The 16,430-nt window shown below is 40.3% G+C and carries 13 protein-coding genes and 1 tRNA gene; 5 read left to right on the top strand and 9 right to left on the bottom strand.

What is annotated here, in order from left to right; all coding sequences use genetic code 11:
- Positions 1 to 47: 47 nt before the first annotated feature.
- The 5 genes from B2107_RS20260 to B2107_RS20240 all read right to left on the bottom strand — a co-directional run bounded on the left by B2107_RS20260 (position 48) and on the right by B2107_RS20240 (position 7,604).
- On the bottom strand, positions 48 to 1,598 hold the full coding sequence (locus B2107_RS20260; RefSeq protein ID WP_293957569.1) for a RagB/SusD family nutrient uptake outer membrane protein: 1,551 nt from the start codon (positions 1,596 to 1,598) through the stop codon (positions 48 to 50).
- A gap of 18 nt (positions 1,599 to 1,616) precedes the next feature.
- On the bottom strand, positions 1,617 to 4,889 hold the full coding sequence (locus B2107_RS20255) for a TonB-dependent receptor (RefSeq protein WP_293957568.1): 3,273 nt from the start codon (positions 4,887 to 4,889) through the stop codon (positions 1,617 to 1,619).
- 35 nt (positions 4,890 to 4,924) lie between these two features.
- Positions 4,925 to 6,064 (bottom strand): FecR family protein, encoded by a 1,140-nt coding sequence (locus tag B2107_RS20250; protein WP_293957567.1) that lies wholly within the window; start codon positions 6,062 to 6,064, stop codon positions 4,925 to 4,927.
- Positions 6,065 to 6,132: 68 nt separating this feature from the next.
- Positions 6,133 to 6,690: an RNA polymerase sigma-70 factor gene (locus tag B2107_RS20245; RefSeq protein ID WP_293957566.1), complete on the bottom strand. Its 558-nt coding sequence runs from the start codon at positions 6,688 to 6,690 to the stop codon at positions 6,133 to 6,135.
- A 209-nt stretch (positions 6,691 to 6,899) separates the two neighbouring features.
- The gene (locus B2107_RS20240) at positions 6,900 to 7,604 is read right to left on the bottom strand and encodes a TIGR00730 family Rossman fold protein (protein WP_209579315.1); all 705 of its coding nucleotides are present in this window, start codon (positions 7,602 to 7,604) and stop codon (positions 6,900 to 6,902) included.
- A 114-nt stretch (positions 7,605 to 7,718) separates the two neighbouring features.
- Here B2107_RS20240 and recR point away from each other — a divergent pair, with 114 nt between their 5' ends.
- Complete coding sequence (recR, locus tag B2107_RS20235; protein WP_293957565.1) at positions 7,719 to 8,333, top strand: recombination mediator RecR; 615 nt, start codon at positions 7,719 to 7,721, stop codon at positions 8,331 to 8,333.
- On the opposite strand, the gene B2107_RS20230 is transcribed toward recR, so the two are convergent.
- The 3 genes from B2107_RS20230 to B2107_RS20220 are packed head-to-tail and all read right to left on the bottom strand — an operon-like array spanning position 8,330 to position 10,493.
- A complete protein-coding gene (locus tag B2107_RS20230) occupies positions 8,330 to 9,526 on the bottom strand; it encodes an oxygenase MpaB family protein (RefSeq protein WP_293957564.1) in 1,197 nt (398 codons plus the stop codon). The genes recR and B2107_RS20230 overlap by 4 nt on opposite strands.
- Complete coding sequence (locus B2107_RS20225) at positions 9,511 to 9,864, bottom strand: hypothetical protein (RefSeq protein ID WP_293957563.1); 354 nt, start codon at positions 9,862 to 9,864, stop codon at positions 9,511 to 9,513. The genes B2107_RS20230 and B2107_RS20225 overlap by 16 nt, the downstream gene beginning before the upstream one ends.
- A gap of 14 nt (positions 9,865 to 9,878) precedes the next feature.
- A complete protein-coding gene (locus B2107_RS20220) occupies positions 9,879 to 10,493 on the bottom strand; it encodes a hypothetical protein (RefSeq protein ID WP_293957562.1) in 615 nt (204 codons plus the stop codon).
- A gap of 300 nt (positions 10,494 to 10,793) precedes the next feature.
- On the opposite strand from B2107_RS20220, the gene B2107_RS20215 reads away from it, so the two are divergent.
- On the top strand, positions 10,794 to 12,047 hold the full coding sequence (locus B2107_RS20215) for an amidohydrolase (protein ID WP_293957561.1): 1,254 nt from the start codon (positions 10,794 to 10,796) through the stop codon (positions 12,045 to 12,047).
- 81 nt (positions 12,048 to 12,128) lie between these two features.
- Here B2107_RS20215 and B2107_RS20210 read toward each other — a convergent pair whose 3' ends face one another.
- Complete coding sequence (locus B2107_RS20210) at positions 12,129 to 12,716, bottom strand: hypothetical protein (protein WP_293957560.1); 588 nt, start codon at positions 12,714 to 12,716, stop codon at positions 12,129 to 12,131.
- A 548-nt stretch (positions 12,717 to 13,264) separates the two neighbouring features.
- Here B2107_RS20210 and B2107_RS20205 point away from each other — a divergent pair.
- The 3 genes from B2107_RS20205 (at position 13,265) to B2107_RS20195 (ending at position 16,349) form a co-directional block, all read left to right on the top strand.
- Positions 13,265 to 13,326, top strand: a tRNA-OTHER gene (locus B2107_RS20205).
- Between the two features lie 404 nt (positions 13,327 to 13,730).
- Positions 13,731 to 14,825 carry a slipin family protein gene (locus B2107_RS20200; RefSeq protein WP_293957559.1) on the top strand — a complete coding sequence of 365 codons (1,095 nt, stop codon included), beginning with the start codon at positions 13,731 to 13,733 and terminating at the stop codon, positions 14,823 to 14,825.
- Positions 14,826 to 14,927: 102 nt separating this feature from the next.
- Positions 14,928 to 16,349 carry an RtcB family protein gene (locus tag B2107_RS20195; RefSeq protein WP_293957558.1) on the top strand — a complete coding sequence of 474 codons (1,422 nt, stop codon included), beginning with the start codon at positions 14,928 to 14,930 and terminating at the stop codon, positions 16,347 to 16,349.
- Positions 16,350 to 16,430 lie beyond the last annotated feature (81 nt).

Below are 16,430 nucleotides of genomic sequence, written 5' to 3'. Positions count from 1 at the left end.
AGGCTGTTCAAGGAATTAATCCTTTGAACAGCCTATGCTTGGTCTAATTAATAGCCTGGATTTTGAGTGAGGCTCGGGTTTGCCTGCAATTCCAATAATGGTATAGGGAGGAGCAGGCTATTTTGGTTAAAATTATACTTAATTTGTGTGGCATTACTCTGAGTGCCATTATCGCATGTAAATTTAATCTCATTCAATTTATTCATGACTTCCACTGTGACACCATAGCGATTCAGATCATCCCAACGTTGACCTTCGAAAGCAAGTTCCAATCGGCGCTCGTTGAGAATGATGGCCTTTAGTGCACTGGAGCTGACACCGGATAAATCGGACAGCCCTGCGCGATGACGTATGATGTTTATAGTGTTTATCGCACCAGAAGCATTTCCCAAGGCGTTTTGAGCTTCTGCTTTAAGCAGAATGATGTCCGCAAGCCGCAAAAGGTAAAAATGATCGCCACTTTGGAAGCTGTTGGCATGTTTTTGCTTTACATTAAATGGGATTTCTGTATCGGCATCTCCACAAGGGTTCCAGAACTCATCTGCCCAAGGAACAGAGAAAAACCAGATGTTGGCATTCTTTCGTTCAGTGTCGCCAGCGTTGTCATAAGCTTCGACAAGATCTTTCGAAGGTGTGCCATACCGGCGCCATTCGTTTTCGTTGATTTGGCCATTTTCATCAAGATCCGGGAAAAAGAATGCGCCACCCCAACAGCTTAGATTGGGACTGCCGGCGATATAGGGAATCTCTATGATGGATTCACTGTTATAGTTATGTTTACCGTCAAAAAGATCCGCATAGTTTTGAAGGAGCTGATAGCCACCTTTTCCAGTAATCACTGCATTGGCGTATTGCAATACCTTATTGTAATCGCGATCAGGGCGTTGTGCCCATATCTTGGTCAGCAAGGCATTTGCAGCACCTTTTGTAGCTCTAACCTTGTCAATAGAGGGCTGTCCAAACCCATCGGGAAGATTGTTTGCTGCCACTTGTAGATCCGAATCTATAAAATCATAAACCTCCTCTACAGTTGATCGCTTGATGCGTAATACTTCCGAATCTGTACTGTTGGAGTGTTTTTCCAAGGGGACACCACCGTAAAGTTTGACCAATTGATAATAATGGAAGGCTCTTAAAAATGAAGCTTCTCCAAGAATTTGTTTGCGTCTTTCATCCGAAAAAGTAGGATCTGTGACTTTATCAACATTGTCGATAACGATATTGCATTTTGAGATTGCTCCATACAGTTCTTCCCAATCCCTACGTACCATTTCATTGGTATTGGTAATCGTATTATAGTCAATTTGTGCAAAGTCTATCTCACCACCACCGGCCGCATGCGCATTGTCCGAACGGATATCGGTCTGTAAAATCATCTCCCATTGATAATAATTGGCATTGCTTCCTGGGCGGGTACCATTGCCTATAAAAGAATTATAGGCTCCGTTTAATGCTTTCTCAATATTGTCTCCGGTGAGATAGGCATTTTCACTCGTTACCGTGGAGGTAGGCTGAAGATCTAAAAACTTTTTGCAGGAGTTTAGAGCAAGAGAAGCCAATAAGGCGATGGCTAATGAGGTGTATCTATTTGATTTCATTGTTTGTAAGCTAAAAGGTTAAAAAGTCAGGTTTAAACCAACAATAAAGGTGCGTGCCTGTGGCGAAGTTCCAAAATCGATGCCCGGTGCCATATTGGAGCTCACGGTTTCCTGGTTAGTTCCCCCATACATGCTTACCTCAGGATCTAGACCTGAGTATTTTGTGAATGTTAACAGATTCTCGCCTGTCACATAAAGACGGACCTTATTGAGCTTCCATCGTTCAAGCACTTGTTTAGGTAGCGTATAGGCCAAGGTCATCGATTTTACCCTGAGGTAGGAACCTTTCTCTACAAAACGGGAAGAAATCTGTGAATTGTAGTTGTCATCTGTATTATTTAGATCCGGACGCGGCATAGTACTATTTTTGTTATTGACTGTCCATCTGTTTAATACGGCAGTACTTTGGTTTCTCGGTTCCCACATACCCTCTGTATAAATACGTGTCGCATTAAGGATATCATTTCCCTGTACACCCTGTAAGAAAAAAGAAAAGCTGAAGTTCTTATAACTAAAATCGTTTGTCATGCCATAAGAGAATTTTGGTGTAGCATTACCAATGATAGCCATATCACTCGTTTGAAGACCTGCTTCCGGATCAGCCATCTGATAGATCATATCTCCGGTCGCTGGATTGACGCCTTTCGCGACGTAACCCCAGAATGATCCCAATGCAACCCCTTCTTTTGCAATCGTACTATTACCCCGGCCATCAATATTTCCGTCATAGTAGGTTCCGCCATCAATATTCAGTACTTTATTGCGATTGAGCCCAAAGGTGACTGTTGTATTCCATTTGAAATCGTGAACGAAATTTCGGCTACTCAATTCGAATTCGAAACCTCTATTTTGTAGGTCGCCTAAGTTTTTCAGCGCAGTTCTATAGCCCGAACTGTACGGAACCCTTGAGCTGAGAAGTAGGCCTACAGTCCTTTTTGCATAATAATCTGCACCAAATATCAATCTTGAATTAAAGAAACTGGCATCCACACCAATATCGGTCTGATTTGTTGTTTCCCATTTTAAATTGGGATTGTCCAAGGTAGAAGGTGTATACCCCGGTACAACCTGATCGCCGATATTGTACGATCCCGTGACGTCAACTAAACCAAGATAGGAAAAGGCCGGGATTTGGCTATTTCCAACCTTACCCCAACTCGCGCGGATTTTCAAATCGTTTACCGTGTTTTTCAGCGAACTAAAGAAATCTTCATTGGATAAACGCCAGCCGGCAGAGAAAGAAGGGAAGTAACCCCAACGGTTATTTGGGCCAAATACAGATGATGCGTCAGCCCGCAGATTTGCTGTAAATAAGTACTTGTCGTTATAATCATAACCGATTTTTGCAATGCCAGAAACAGTGGATACAGCAGCATCTATCGCTGTTGGCATCGCCGTAATCATCGAACCTCCATTAACGGTGTGAATTGCTGGATTAGCAAAATTCTGGGTAGCGATATTTGAGATTGTTGTTTGTGTTTTAGTGGCAATATAACCTAGTAAACCTGTGAAGTGGTGCTTGTCACTAAAAGTTCTGTCATAGTTTAATGTATTTTCGGACATCCAATACTGATTGTCCTGCTGCTGGAGCGTCGCCATCCCTTTATATTTTCTACCCTCTGTCGTGCGGAACGGATCCACAAAAGTACGGTACTGGTTGTTAAATTTCTCATACCCAAACAGCGATTTGAATTTTAGTCCCGGTAGGATATTGGCTTCCACAAAGGCATTTCCTGTAAATCTGTTGTTGATATAGCTATGCTCGTTGCCTGTTGCCAATGCAACGGGGTTGTCAAGATCTGTATAGAATGGATCCACTGTGAAAGCACCTTTATCGCCATATATGCCGATTACTGGAGAGCCCAGGTAAGCATTCATGATAACTCCATTTCGGGAGTTCTCGGTAATGTCCACGTCGTACCAACGGTTGTAAGATAAGCTTGTTCCAACTTTAAAGATTTTGTTGATCTGATGATCCAAATTAACCTTGAAATTGACCTTGTTTACTGTATTTGTGATGACTGTACCATTATCTTTTTGATAAGATCCAGAGATGTAAAATCCTGTCTTTTCATCTCCACCGCGTACTGAAGCCTGGTATTTTTGGCTGTGACCGGTGCGGAATAGCTGATCTGGCCAGTTCGTATCAGCGGTATATTTCGACCAATCTAAGGCTTCTCCCATCTCAGTCATTAATTCTCTATATTGTACCGCATTTAGAACGCTAGGCTTTTTTCTGATGGCTGAAAATCCTTGATAGGTTTCGAAATTTACCAGTGTCTTACCGTTTGTTCCTCTTTTGGTCGTAATCAACACCACGCCATTGGCTCCAGAAGACCCATAGACAGCGGCAGAAGCAGCATCTTTTAAGACCGAAATGCTTTGAATATCGGAAGGGTTTAGTTCTGCTATATTTTCTGTAGGAACTCCATCTACAATATATAAAGGGTTGCTACCTGCAGTGATTGTTGAGGTTCCGCGAACCCGAATGGAAAAGCCTGCTTGTGGCTGTCCCGATGATTTTACAATTTCTACTCCTGCCATTTTACCTTCCATGGCACCCGCTAACTGGGTCACTGGTCGGTCTTCTATATCTTTTGTACTCATGGTTGCAATGGCACCCGTGATGTCCTTTTTTTTCTGTGTTCCAAAACCGACCACAACGATCTGCTCCAATTGATTGTTGGCAACTTTTAGCTGCACGTTGAGGAAGTTATTGGAACCTACCGTACTAATGATAGTCTCATAACCTATCGAACTAAAGCTCAGTTGATGTGTAGAGGTTGCTTCAATAGAGAATTCACCTTTACTGTCTGTTTCCGCTTGTTTACCTGTTGTTGTATTGCGGATTGTGACCCCTGTTAATGCTTTACCATCGCTATCGGAAACGCGCCCTTTGACAAGCTGTTGTACATTCATCGTGTTTCTTAAGGGCATATCATCTGTTTTCCTTTTTAAGACAATGGTGTTGTTGACAATTTTATAAGAATACGAGAGCTTTTTCAGGTTGTCATCCAGAATTTCAACAATAGAACCATCTTTATGGTTTATTCGGATTTTTTGGTTATCATTAATCTGCGAGTTATCGTACAGAAACACATAAGAACTCTGACGTTCGATTTCTTTTGCGAACTTTGCCAACGTGTATTCTTCGTGTTGTAATTTGATTTTAGACTGGCTCACATTTGCCAGCGCAACATTATTTGCATGGGAAATGCACTGGATAGCTAGTAAAGCGGCAAATAACTTTGCTCTTTTGCCAGCCTTTTGAATGGGTATACGTTTATTCATAATCAGTTGGTTAATTAGGTTTTATATTGATAAATTTAGAGTTCCACTTCAATTTTATTGTTGCGTAATTGGCACTTTATATCAAGGAAATTGAGCGTCTCAACCAATTCCTTTGCTGTGGAATTGCGTTTTATTTTTCCGGTCAATTCACGCTTCAAGTTTGTCCCTTTGTAGACAACATCTACATTATACCAGCGTTTTATGGCAGCGAGTGCATCTTTTATTGGTGTCGATTCAAAATAGAAAAAGCCATTTTTCCAGGCCATTGCTTCTTCGATATTGGCTTCTGCTACGATAAGATTCCCGCCTGCGGTAAATGCTGCTTGACCAGGTTTCAGCATTTTTGACTTGCCGAATTGCGAGACTTGTACAGAGCCTGCTATAAGTGTGGTTTTATTGTTTTCATTTGGATAGGAGCTTACATTAAAATGTGTTCCGAATACGCGAATGGTTTGTTCATTCGATCGCACATAGAATGGTCGCTTACTATCGTGGCTGACTTCAAAATAGGCTTCACCAGATAATTTTACTTCACGGCTATTTGACGCAAAAGATTCAGGAAACGTTAGCACGGAGCCAGCGTTTAGCCATACCTTACTGCCATCGGCCAAAATTATCGTATACTCTGTTCCAATCGGCGTTTCAATGGTATTGGTACGGCTAGTATCAGTATTCTTACTGGCTGTAAATTGATATTGCACGGTTCCGGAAGCAGTTGTAACAATTTTCACTTGTTCATCCTGATGAAGAACGCTCTGTTGGTGGGCAGAAAGGTCAATTTTAGTTCCGTCGGCTAAAGTTAATACCGCTGCCTTAATACCCGGATGAGCTTGCTCTTGCGTCTTCACGGCTACCTGCGGGCTATCTTCGGTTGTTCTTTTAACAAGGTAGAGGGGTAGTATAAATAACAGTGCTAAAGCAGCAGCTATTCCACTCAATTTCACCCATTTTGGAATTCGCTTGATTTTTGACGCTTGGATTTCCTGCTTTATATGTAAGAATAACCGCTCTTTGAGTTGTTGTTCATCCGTTGCGAGCTCCTCGGGGATAGGGAGAGGTTCGCCATTACTTGTTTCATACCACTCTTGCAATTCGGCTTCCTCTTCAGGGGTACATGTGCCTTGAATCCATTTGTAAGCCAATTTCTTTATCCGGAATTGATTATGATCAACCATATTTAGGAGTTATTTTTTATATAGAGTCCCTAAATTGGGCTGATACCCTGACAAGAAGAGAAAAAAAATTACAAAGTAATCAGAAAGCGCTGAATACCAGCGCGTATTTTTTTTAAGGCACGGCCTAATTGGGTTTCGACCGTTTTCACAGAGATGTTCATGTGCTCAGCGATCTGTTTATAAGTAAGTCCTTCTTCGCGGGATAATTTGAAAACAAGCTGGCATTTTTCGGGCAGTTCGGAAACAAGCTGATCTAACCGAACACGAAGCTCTTCAAACTGGAGCCAATTTTCCGTCGAGTTATCAAAATCCACCCATTCCGTATCGTGCTTAAAAGCCTCCTGTTTGTATTGTTGTGCCAGATATTTAAATACTTTGTATTTAACGGCCACAGCGAGGTAGGAAGCAAGATTGCTTTCAATTTGGAGTTGATTACGGCGTAGCCATAAGGAAGCAAATATATTCTGTACGATTTCATGTGCATCTTCCAGCGAATTTGTTTTGCGGGCAGCCTGATAATAGAGGGTTTTCCAGTAACGATCATATAAGGCTGCGAAAGCGATGGAATCGTCCTGTTGAATCAATACGATTAGCTCCTCATCTGAATGGGCTCCAAAATCTTTCATACACGTCAATACTATGTTTTTCTATGGTTACGCTAAGCTAATAGCGGAGTAAATGTAATGACTAAATAATTAATAATATAACTTTAATTAATAAATGCGATGCTCACGAACAAATTTGATGCTTTCCTAAAATATTACCTGCGCGATAGGCATAAAAAAAGAGCATCTGTTAATTCTCAGATACTCTTTTTTTTCAAAGTAACTACTTTTTAGAAGTTTGGCTTCAACAGGTACTTGTCGTAGAATCGGAAAATATGGTCAGCAGCCTCCTCCGCAGTATCCACAATTCGATACAGTTTTAAATCCTCTTCACTGATATATTTATTGGAAATCATCGTGTTTTGAACCCAGTCCATTAATCCTTTCCAATAATCAGAGCCCACCAATACGATTGGAAAACGTGCGATTTTGCCCGTTTGGATCAATGTGATTGCTTCAAAAAGTTCGTCCATCGTTCCAAAACCTCCCGGCATAACAATATAGCCTTGAGAATACTTCATAAACATCACTTTTCTCACGAAGAAGTACTTAAATTCTAGGAGCTTATCTCGGTCGATATATTTGTTGTGGAATTGTTCAAAGGGTAGTTCAATGTTCAATCCAACAGATTTACCCCCTGACTCATAAGCACCTTTGTTCGCTGCTTCCATGATACCTGGCCCGCCGCCCGAAATAATACCGTAACCACGTGCTGTCAATAAACTTGCAATTTCTACCGCCATTTGATAATATTTGTGTTCACGCGGGGTACGCGCAGATCCAAATATTGACACACAGGGCCCAATTTTTGCCAATTTCTCAAATCCATCCACGAACTCTGACATCACTTTAAAAATCTGCCAAGAGTCTTTTACTTTAATTTCTTGCCATGTTTTGTTCTCAAATGCACGGATAATTTTATCTTCTTTTGTAATGTCCATATATAACGTTATACCTTAAATTTCTAAATTCAATTTTCCAAAAAGGAATACAATATAGGTATTTTTTTAATAGTAGCTACTTTTTCCGATTATTCTTACATTTGCATTATGAATTTTTCTTCTAAGCTTCTCGAGAACGCCGTTGCCGAATTTGGAAAACTGCCTGGCGTGGGACAAAAGACATCATTGAGGTTAGTTTTGCATCTACTGAAGCAATCGGATGCGGATGTAGCTCGTTTTACGGCCTCTATCGATCGCTTGAAAGAAGATATTCAGTATTGCCAGGAATGTTTCAATATTTCTGACCACAGTATATGTGAGATATGCGCCTCATTCAAACGCGATAAAAATTTGATCTGTGTTGTAGAAGACACGCGAGACGTGATGGCCATCGAAAATACAAATTCATATCAAGGCGTATATCATGTATTGGGGGGATTAATTTCGCCTATGGATGGTATTGGCCCCGCTGATCTAAAAATTGAAGGTTTAATTAATCGAATCCAGAGAGGTGAGGTAGAAGAAGTTATTTTGGCGCTTTCAGCAACAATGGAAGGGGATACCACCATTTTTTATTTATACCGTAAATTGCGTGAATTTGATGTAAAAATTACAACGATTGCCCGCGGTATTGCCTTTGGTGGCGAGTTGGAATATGTCGATGAGCTAACCCTGGGACGCTCCATTGCGACACGGGTGCCTTACGAGCGCAACGTTGGTTAATTGTATTTCAGATAGATTTGTTTCACGCCTTCGTGTACTTTTCTTCCTTTGTCAATTTGTTGTTGTCGCCATAAGCTGTCGGTAACCATACGATTTGCTTTTTTATTTTTTAAGATATTCACATAAGCAATTTTACCGAGTACCGTCTTTTTTAAACCCAATAGTGAACACGAATAGTCTCCCAATAGATAATGATTGTAGTAGAGGTGAATTTCGCGCATGATCTTTCGTCCCCATTTGTTTGTGGGGTAGGCCGCTTTAATGGGCTCTTCCATGAGTGATTTTGCTAAAGCTAAACTATCCTGATCTCCTGATTGTTGTGTCATGGTCCAATAATACAAAGCTTCAATGGCTTGCTCCTCTGTGTCGGGGAGAAGTTGCAATGGAATACCCAGCAATGTTCCGATAAACTTCCAGACATGGAATAAACCTTCTACCTCGTTTTCCAATACATTGAATTTCATACGTTTTAGCCCTGTTAGGTAAACAAGAGAAAATCCGAGATTGGTTGCAAGCATATCCCACGTATTTAATGGAATACCCCATTTTTCTGTTTGCCACTGACCGTGCTTTAGAATGTTTAATCGCGCATACGAATGGATACATCGGGTAAGTAGAATGGCCTCTATGCCGATATTACCCTTTTTCAGCGCATCATCGCCTGTGATATCCACCCAAAAGGTTACCGTTTCGGTGAGTCGTTTGACAGCCCCTTTTTTTAACGCACCTGTAAAGATTAAGGGTTTATTGATCGCACTGGATTGATAGCCCCCCATGAGGACATAATCCCGTAATACAATAAGTCCTGATAAACCAGAACGTTGACTGAGCCCAATGCCTTGTTCTATTTTATCCCAATCTAACCAAGAAGGGCTGAGATCTAATGTATTTAAAAAATTCAGCAATACATGTTCGTATGCTGCATCAATAGGCTTGCCTGCAAGTGCATCTTTAAGCAGTTGTTGACCTTGATGGAAACCAATTTTTAGGTGTAGCTGCTCGACAAGTTGGTCGCAGCTATTGTCAAATTGATAGAGTAAAGGAGTAAATTGATCGGCAGCAGCGATGGAAAGTTTCGTCGGCAATTTGCGAAGCAATTCGACACCAAGCCCCTTCGACCAATAAAAAGAAAATGAACTTGTCTTAACTTGATAACGTTCGGGTACTCGCATATCTTCTATTGAATTGTCCAAACGGTATAACTTCCAGTTAGTGTGATACTATTATTTGATTTATTAAACTTAAAGTCTATATAATCCATTTGACACGATGAGAGATCACTGCAGCAAAATTGACGATCAATTTTAAAATGAAGTCTAAATGAACCTTCGGTACTATTTGTATAAAAAGTTAATCCACTTATGCTAAAGTCACTTAAATGCGGTGCGCCGTCTTTATCTTCCAATTGCTCGATAACGTAATCATTGATTTCTTGCTGATGTTTGGCGATGAATGGTATAAGATCTTGATTGCTGAATGGTATGATTAAATCGTCTTTTTTTAGTTGGATTCTGATGTTAATTTCTGTCATCTTATTATGCTGTACTAATAAAGATCTCTCCAGTTTGGAATATATAAACTGAAAATTGCTTCTGTTTCTTTTCGCGTCTTATGAGCAAATTTACAGAAAGCCTTTAGAATAATTAGATTGATGTATTCTTTTTCGAAATCAATGAGTCGATTTGAAAAATGAAATCCACCTTCAACGATTCTAAAATCGTTTTTGGATAATTTATGGATGGTTACTGTAGCTACATCATATATATCCAACTGTTCTTCCCAATAAGCAATCTGCTTGATTATTTCATGGTAGAGTAATTCCTGACTCCATTTGTGCAGTAATTTCAATGTATTCGTGCTCTTCTTTTGATATACACATATACTTGTAGCTGTCAGTTCAACGGCTGCTAGCGTTGTGGAAGGATAGATTTTGACCAAATAAGGTTTTCCAAATAGGTGGTAGGGATTTTCTAGATAGGAATAGGATATACCTTCCGATTTACTTTCTGGAGGGTTTAACTTGATGTACTCTTTAAGGAAAGCAACATCGCAATGTGCCGGAGCATGTACACGATAGGGTGATGAACTACCGGAAATTTGGATATAATCTTTATTCCAGGGAACTATTTCATAAAATATACGACCGATTTCGATTTGCATTTCTCGATTTTAAATTAGATATGGAGCGTCGGCATTCAATATCGCTTGACAGCCTAGCAGCCGTGTTAAAGTAACATTTTTTTATATTAAATAATAGTTATAATCGTAACAATTTTCTTTTAAACACGGAATTCAAACAATAAGAGTTTCGTTTGAACAAATTATGGACTACGAGTAACCAACTTCAGACTGTAAGTAGTATGTCTGTACGACGTAGCCATAATATCTACACAAGCTGTAATAATTCGTACAAATATCATTGGCTCAAATCACTTAGCTTTGGTGAAAAATGATATAGTCATGAATGAAATCAATCAAAATCAAGATACTTATTTGTTGAAGAATGTATTGCTAGAAACTGGCTTTCTTTATGAGAGGGAAGAAATTGTTGCTACGAAAACGGCATTATTTGATATTCAAATTGAGGCAAATAAAATAAAAAGTATTGAGCCTGCGCAATCGGCGGGGCCCGGAGAAACCTTTGATGCGAAAGGTAAATTGGCATTGCCGCCATTCCGTGACATGCATATTCATTTGGATAAAACCTTATATGGCCTGCCCTGGAAGGCGGTATTTCCAAAAAATAGGACTGTAAAAGATATGATTGCCAAGGAACAGGTAATTATCCCCGAGTTGTTGAAAACCTCTGTCGAACGGGCCGAAAAGTTAATCGCGCTTTTACAGGGCTACGGAACAAATTTTGCACGGACGCATTTTAATGTAGAGCCTACATCGGGAACAAAGTCATTGGAGCATTTGTTAAAGGCGCTGGAACATTTAAAATATTCATTTGCTGCAGAACTGGTTGCATTCCCTCAGCACGGTCTATTCTACACAGCATCAGCGAAGCTGATGGAGGAAGTCGCTAAATGGGAGCAGGTGGATTTTATTGGTGGTTTGGATCCCTTTAGTATTGACGGCAGTATTGAGAAACCGATGGACCTGACAGTTCAACTTGCATTGGATAATAACAAAGGAATCGATATCCACTTACATGAGGGTGGGGAATCAGGTGTTAAGACCATACATTATTTGATTGATAAAGCATTGGAAAATCCGGCATTGCAGGGACGTACATTTATCAGTCATGCTTTCGCCTTAGGTTACATGCCGAAAAAGGACTTAGCACATACGGCCGAACGATTGGCAGAAGCGAAAGTTGGTATATGCAGTTCGGTTCCTTTTCGCAATATGTTGATGCCATTTCGGGAATTGAAAAAAGCGGGAGTGGAAGTTTTTGTAGGAAACGACAATGTTCAGGACCATTGGGGTACTTTCGGTAGCGGTAATATGCTTCAAAAAGCCAATCTAGCTGCGGAATTATATGGTTATGAAACTGAATTCGAGTTATCCCGTTGCCTTCGTTATGCGACCAATGGCAAAATTCCGCTTGATGATCAAGGGAATTCCGTATGGCCGAAAGTTGGAGATGATGCTAACCTCCTTTTTGTCGATGCGAGTTGTTCTGCAGAAGCAGTTTCTCGGATCTCAACCGTCTATGGGCTTATCCATCAGGGAAATGTTGTTAAATGGAACAATAGCTCCCAAGCTTAATTGAAAATAGGAAACAATCATAAATTGAAAATGCCAATTTATCGTCTAGAAAATTGGCATTTTCAATGCTAGTGGGAACGTTTAGTGTAGGAAAGTCGTCTTGCAGTAATCTATTTTATAAGAACCTTGCTCATTGACCAATTGAACTTCATTTTTGGTTCGGATGTCATTACCGTAATCAATAAATACGATAAATTTGCTTTCAGTTACTTTGTCGATTTTGACATCCTTGATATCCAATGCGTCGTCATTACCTCTTCCAAATAACCAGGTTTCCTCCGTATATAGAGGGTAGATTTTCTCCCATTTGGCCCTGTAAGCTGCCTCAGCTTTGGGTAGTTCTTCATCTGTGAGGTTGGAGGGACCGTAAATTTCATTCGCATCTTTTAAAAAGGCTTGGAATCGCTTGGTACATAATGCGTCCTCTTTATCCAGATAGTAACAATATTTTCCAGATGCGGAACCTGTACATTGAAAAATTCCTTTCAACCAAGCTTCTGCTTGCTGATGCTGACCCACCGCCGTGTCTTGCTTCACTGTCCTTGTGCTGTCTTTGAATGGTATTTGCTTTGCAGGATGATTTGCAGTAGCGCTTTTATGGTCTTGCGCTGAATTTGTACAGCTTGTTAGCATGCAAAACAGCCCTATTGTTGCATATAAACTTTTCATTTTTTGATATCGTCTTAAAATTGGAATAAAATTAGGATATAAATTGGATAACATGATCACGGATTACCACTATATTCAACAGAATATTCATCAAAAAATCTAATTTTCCATTCTTTTTGAAATAATGCAGCGGGCCGTAAGTCTACCGTGTCGAGTAAAGACGCAATGAATCTGCGTAGTTCAGGACTTCTAATTTTTCTCGATACTACTTATTTGTTTTTTATTATCTATATATCAGTATTTTATATTTTTTTTATAAATATTCTTATTTCTTTTTATTATTACGCAAACTCCCTGCGCATTAAGCCAACGATATTTGTAATGTCAACAGTGACAAACGTTCTTTGATGGAAATTATAGCGAAAAGCTTTAAGATATATACTTCATTATGAAGTATAAAAGAGCCTTTCTTCTTCAGATGGCATCCTGGTCACCTGTTTCAGTATAGCAGGTTAGTATTGTTCTCTATGAGCTTCAATATACTGATAAAACGAGAAGTTGAAAGGAAAGTGCTCGTGTTAGAGGTTCGAATCCTCTCCTGTAAAAAAGGTAGCTCAAGGGTAGAGCAAAGCAGTTAGTTGTGGGTCGTAGGTTCGATTCCTACTCCTGAGCAATCAGGATAGTTCAGTCTGGTTAGAATAACAACACAATCGTGTGGGTTCGAATCCCACTTCCATTTTCGGATGGAATAGCATAAGGGTATTGCATCGAACTGTCCATTCGGACATTCAAAGTTAAGACTTTCTTCAAAAAGGTCATTTGGTAGAAGCTTGCTATCTTTTATCCTGCTTATGCGCTGTTTTTCATGCGATTGAGCAATTGATTGATGGCCTGAGATTCCTAAGTGAGGTATCTGCATTTATCATAAAAGGTCATGACGATAAGATGGGGTATTTGTTCATCGACTTTTGATTTAAAAAAAAGGTACCAGGACTTTCGAATCCCGCTTGAGGTCAAGGGATAAAAAATAGCAGGTTTTATAATAGAAATGAGGAAAATTTAAAAGAATATACAATGAAAAGAGTACAGCTAACTACAGACGAAATCGGATTGGTTGTTAAGGACAATGCGGTGATCCGTGTTTTGAAATCCGGTAACTACTGGTTGGGATTTGGTGAAAAACTGGAGAAGTACACGACGACTCATCCATTTCCTTCCGGTCGCAATGTCGATGTACTGTTGCAGTTGACAGGTTTTCGCGAATTGGTCGATATCGTTGAAGTGGGTGATACGGAAATCTGTCTTGTTTTTTTGAATGGTAATTTTGAAAAGACGTTAGCGTCTGGCAGACATGTTTTTTGGAAGGAATTGCGCGAACGCAGATTTCAATTGGAAGACATTACGGAGATTGAGATCCCTGCATCTGTTAATCGTCAATTGCTGGAGAAGCAAAGCTTAGGCTATTATGTACGTCAATATAAGATTGAACCAAATGAGAAAGCGCTGCTTTTTGTAGACGGTGTGTATGTGGATATTTTGAAATCTGGAACGTATTGTTGGTGGAAGAATGCAAAAACCATAGCGATTTCAAAAGCTGATATGAGAGTCTTGACATTGGAGGTGGTAGGACAGGAGATCTTGTCCAAAGATAAGGCACAGATCAGAATCAATTTCACGCTGCAATATCAGATTGTGGATATTGTTAAAGCGCTATTGGATAATAAAGAATATGAAAAGCAATTGTATTCGTTGATGCAGTTGACCTTACGGTCCTATATTGGCCAGATGACTTTGGACGAGTTGATGGAGCGAAAGACCGAAATACAGGGCTATGTCTTAGAAAACACTTTGCCACAAGTCGCGGGCTTGGATATAACACTGTTGACCTGCGGCGTTAAAGATGTTATTTTACCAGGAGATGTGCGGGACATCATGAACCAGGTGTTGATTGCAGAGAAGAGGGCACAGGCAAATAGTATCATGCGTCGTGAAGAGACTGCTTCGACACGGAGTTTGTTGAATACAGCGAAGCTGATGGAAGAAAACAGTATGTTGTTTAAATTGAAGGAAATGGAATATGTCGAAAAGATTGCTGAAAAGATCAATACGATTTCGGTTTCCGGAAATGGACAAATTGTTGACCAACTCAAGCAATTGTTTGTGAAATAAAAGATTAATAAGTTGAAAGAGGTGCAGGTAGCAACGTAAAGAGATGTTGTTACCTGCTTTGGAGAAGTTGTATGGCTGCTCCATCAAAAAAGAAAGTAAAAAATGGAAAATAAGAGAATAAATGGCAATGATTTAATTGCATTAGGGTATAAAGAGAATCATACTTTGGGTGTTGCATTGAAAATCAACAGTAAAAGACACGGTTTTACGCGGGTAGAAATGCTCGAAAAGTTCAAGTCTGTCCTGGAAGATCCGACTGGGTATTCAGAAGATGCTGTTTTCGGAATTTTGGCCCATGCTATACTTGGGCAAGAGGCTGTTGATAAGTCGTTAATTGCATTGAACGAGACTCCTGCGGAATATACGATTTATGGTGCATCTGAAATCGAAACAGGGGCGAAAGCACAAATGAGTGTTGCCATGAAATTACCTGTTTCAGTTGCAGGAGCGTTGATGCCAGATGCGCATCAAGGATATGGGTTGCCAATTGGTGGCGTACTGGCGACTAATAATGCTGTGATTCCTTATGGGGTCGGTGTTGATATTGGCTGTCGTATGGCTTTGTCGATCTTTGATTTGCCAGCCTCATTTTTGGAAGACAATTTAATGACCTTGAAAGACATTATTCTGCGTAATAGTAAGTTTGGTGCTGGCAATGGATATTTGAGACATGAACGTGTAGATCATGCTGTATTGGATAACGAGTTGTTCACTGAGAACAGCTTCCTTTCCGCATTGAAGGATAAAGCCTGGACGCAATTGGGATCTTCAGGTGGGGGGAATCATTTTGTGGAGTTTGGTATAGTCGAATTTGAAGAAAGAGATGAGGTTTTGAACATTGATAGCGGAGCCTATTTAGGCTTACTGACCCATTCAGGTTCAAGAGGAATGGGCGCTACCATTGCGGCACATTATACCAAGTTGGCTAAATCCTTGTGTAAGTTGCCTTACCAGGCTGAAAATCTGGCCTATTTAGACTTAGATACTCATGAAGGGCAAGAATATTGGCTAGCGATGAATCTCGCCGGCGACTATGCGTCAGCTTGCCATGAAGTGATCCATGAAAAGATTACGGTGGCTTTAGGGGCCGAATTGTTGGCGAAGGTTGAAAATCACCACAATTTTGCATGGAAGGAAACGTGGAATGGTCAAGAGGTTATTGTCCATCGAAAAGGTGCTACGCCAGCTGCAAAAGGGGTTATGGGGATTATTCCAGGCTCCATGGCTACACCAGGATTTTTGGTTCGTGGAAAAGGGGAGTCGAATGCGATACAATCGGCATCTCATGGGGCAGGTCGATTGATGAGCCGTACACAAGCGATTAAAACGCTATCTTCCCATGATCTCCATTCGATGCTTAAAGATAAAGGTATTATGTTGCTTGGGGCAGGGATGGATGAAGCGCCGATGGCCTATAAAGACATCCATACCGTAATGGCTTCACAAAGAGATCTTGTTGATGTCGTGGCAAAATTTTCGCCCAAGGTAGTCCGTATGGCAGATGATGGAAGCAGGGAAGATTAAATCATGAAAAAAGCGCCTCAAATACATTTGAGGTGCTTTTTTATTGTAATTTGATCATGTTTTGTTGATCAATGAGTGCGA

The organism is Sphingobacterium sp. UBA7855 (assembly GCA_002500745.1).
Classification (GTDB): domain Bacteria; phylum Bacteroidota; class Bacteroidia; order Sphingobacteriales; family Sphingobacteriaceae; genus Sphingobacterium.
The sequence above is the reverse complement of the archived record's forward strand: the minus strand, read 5'-3'. Positions and strand labels throughout refer to the sequence as shown.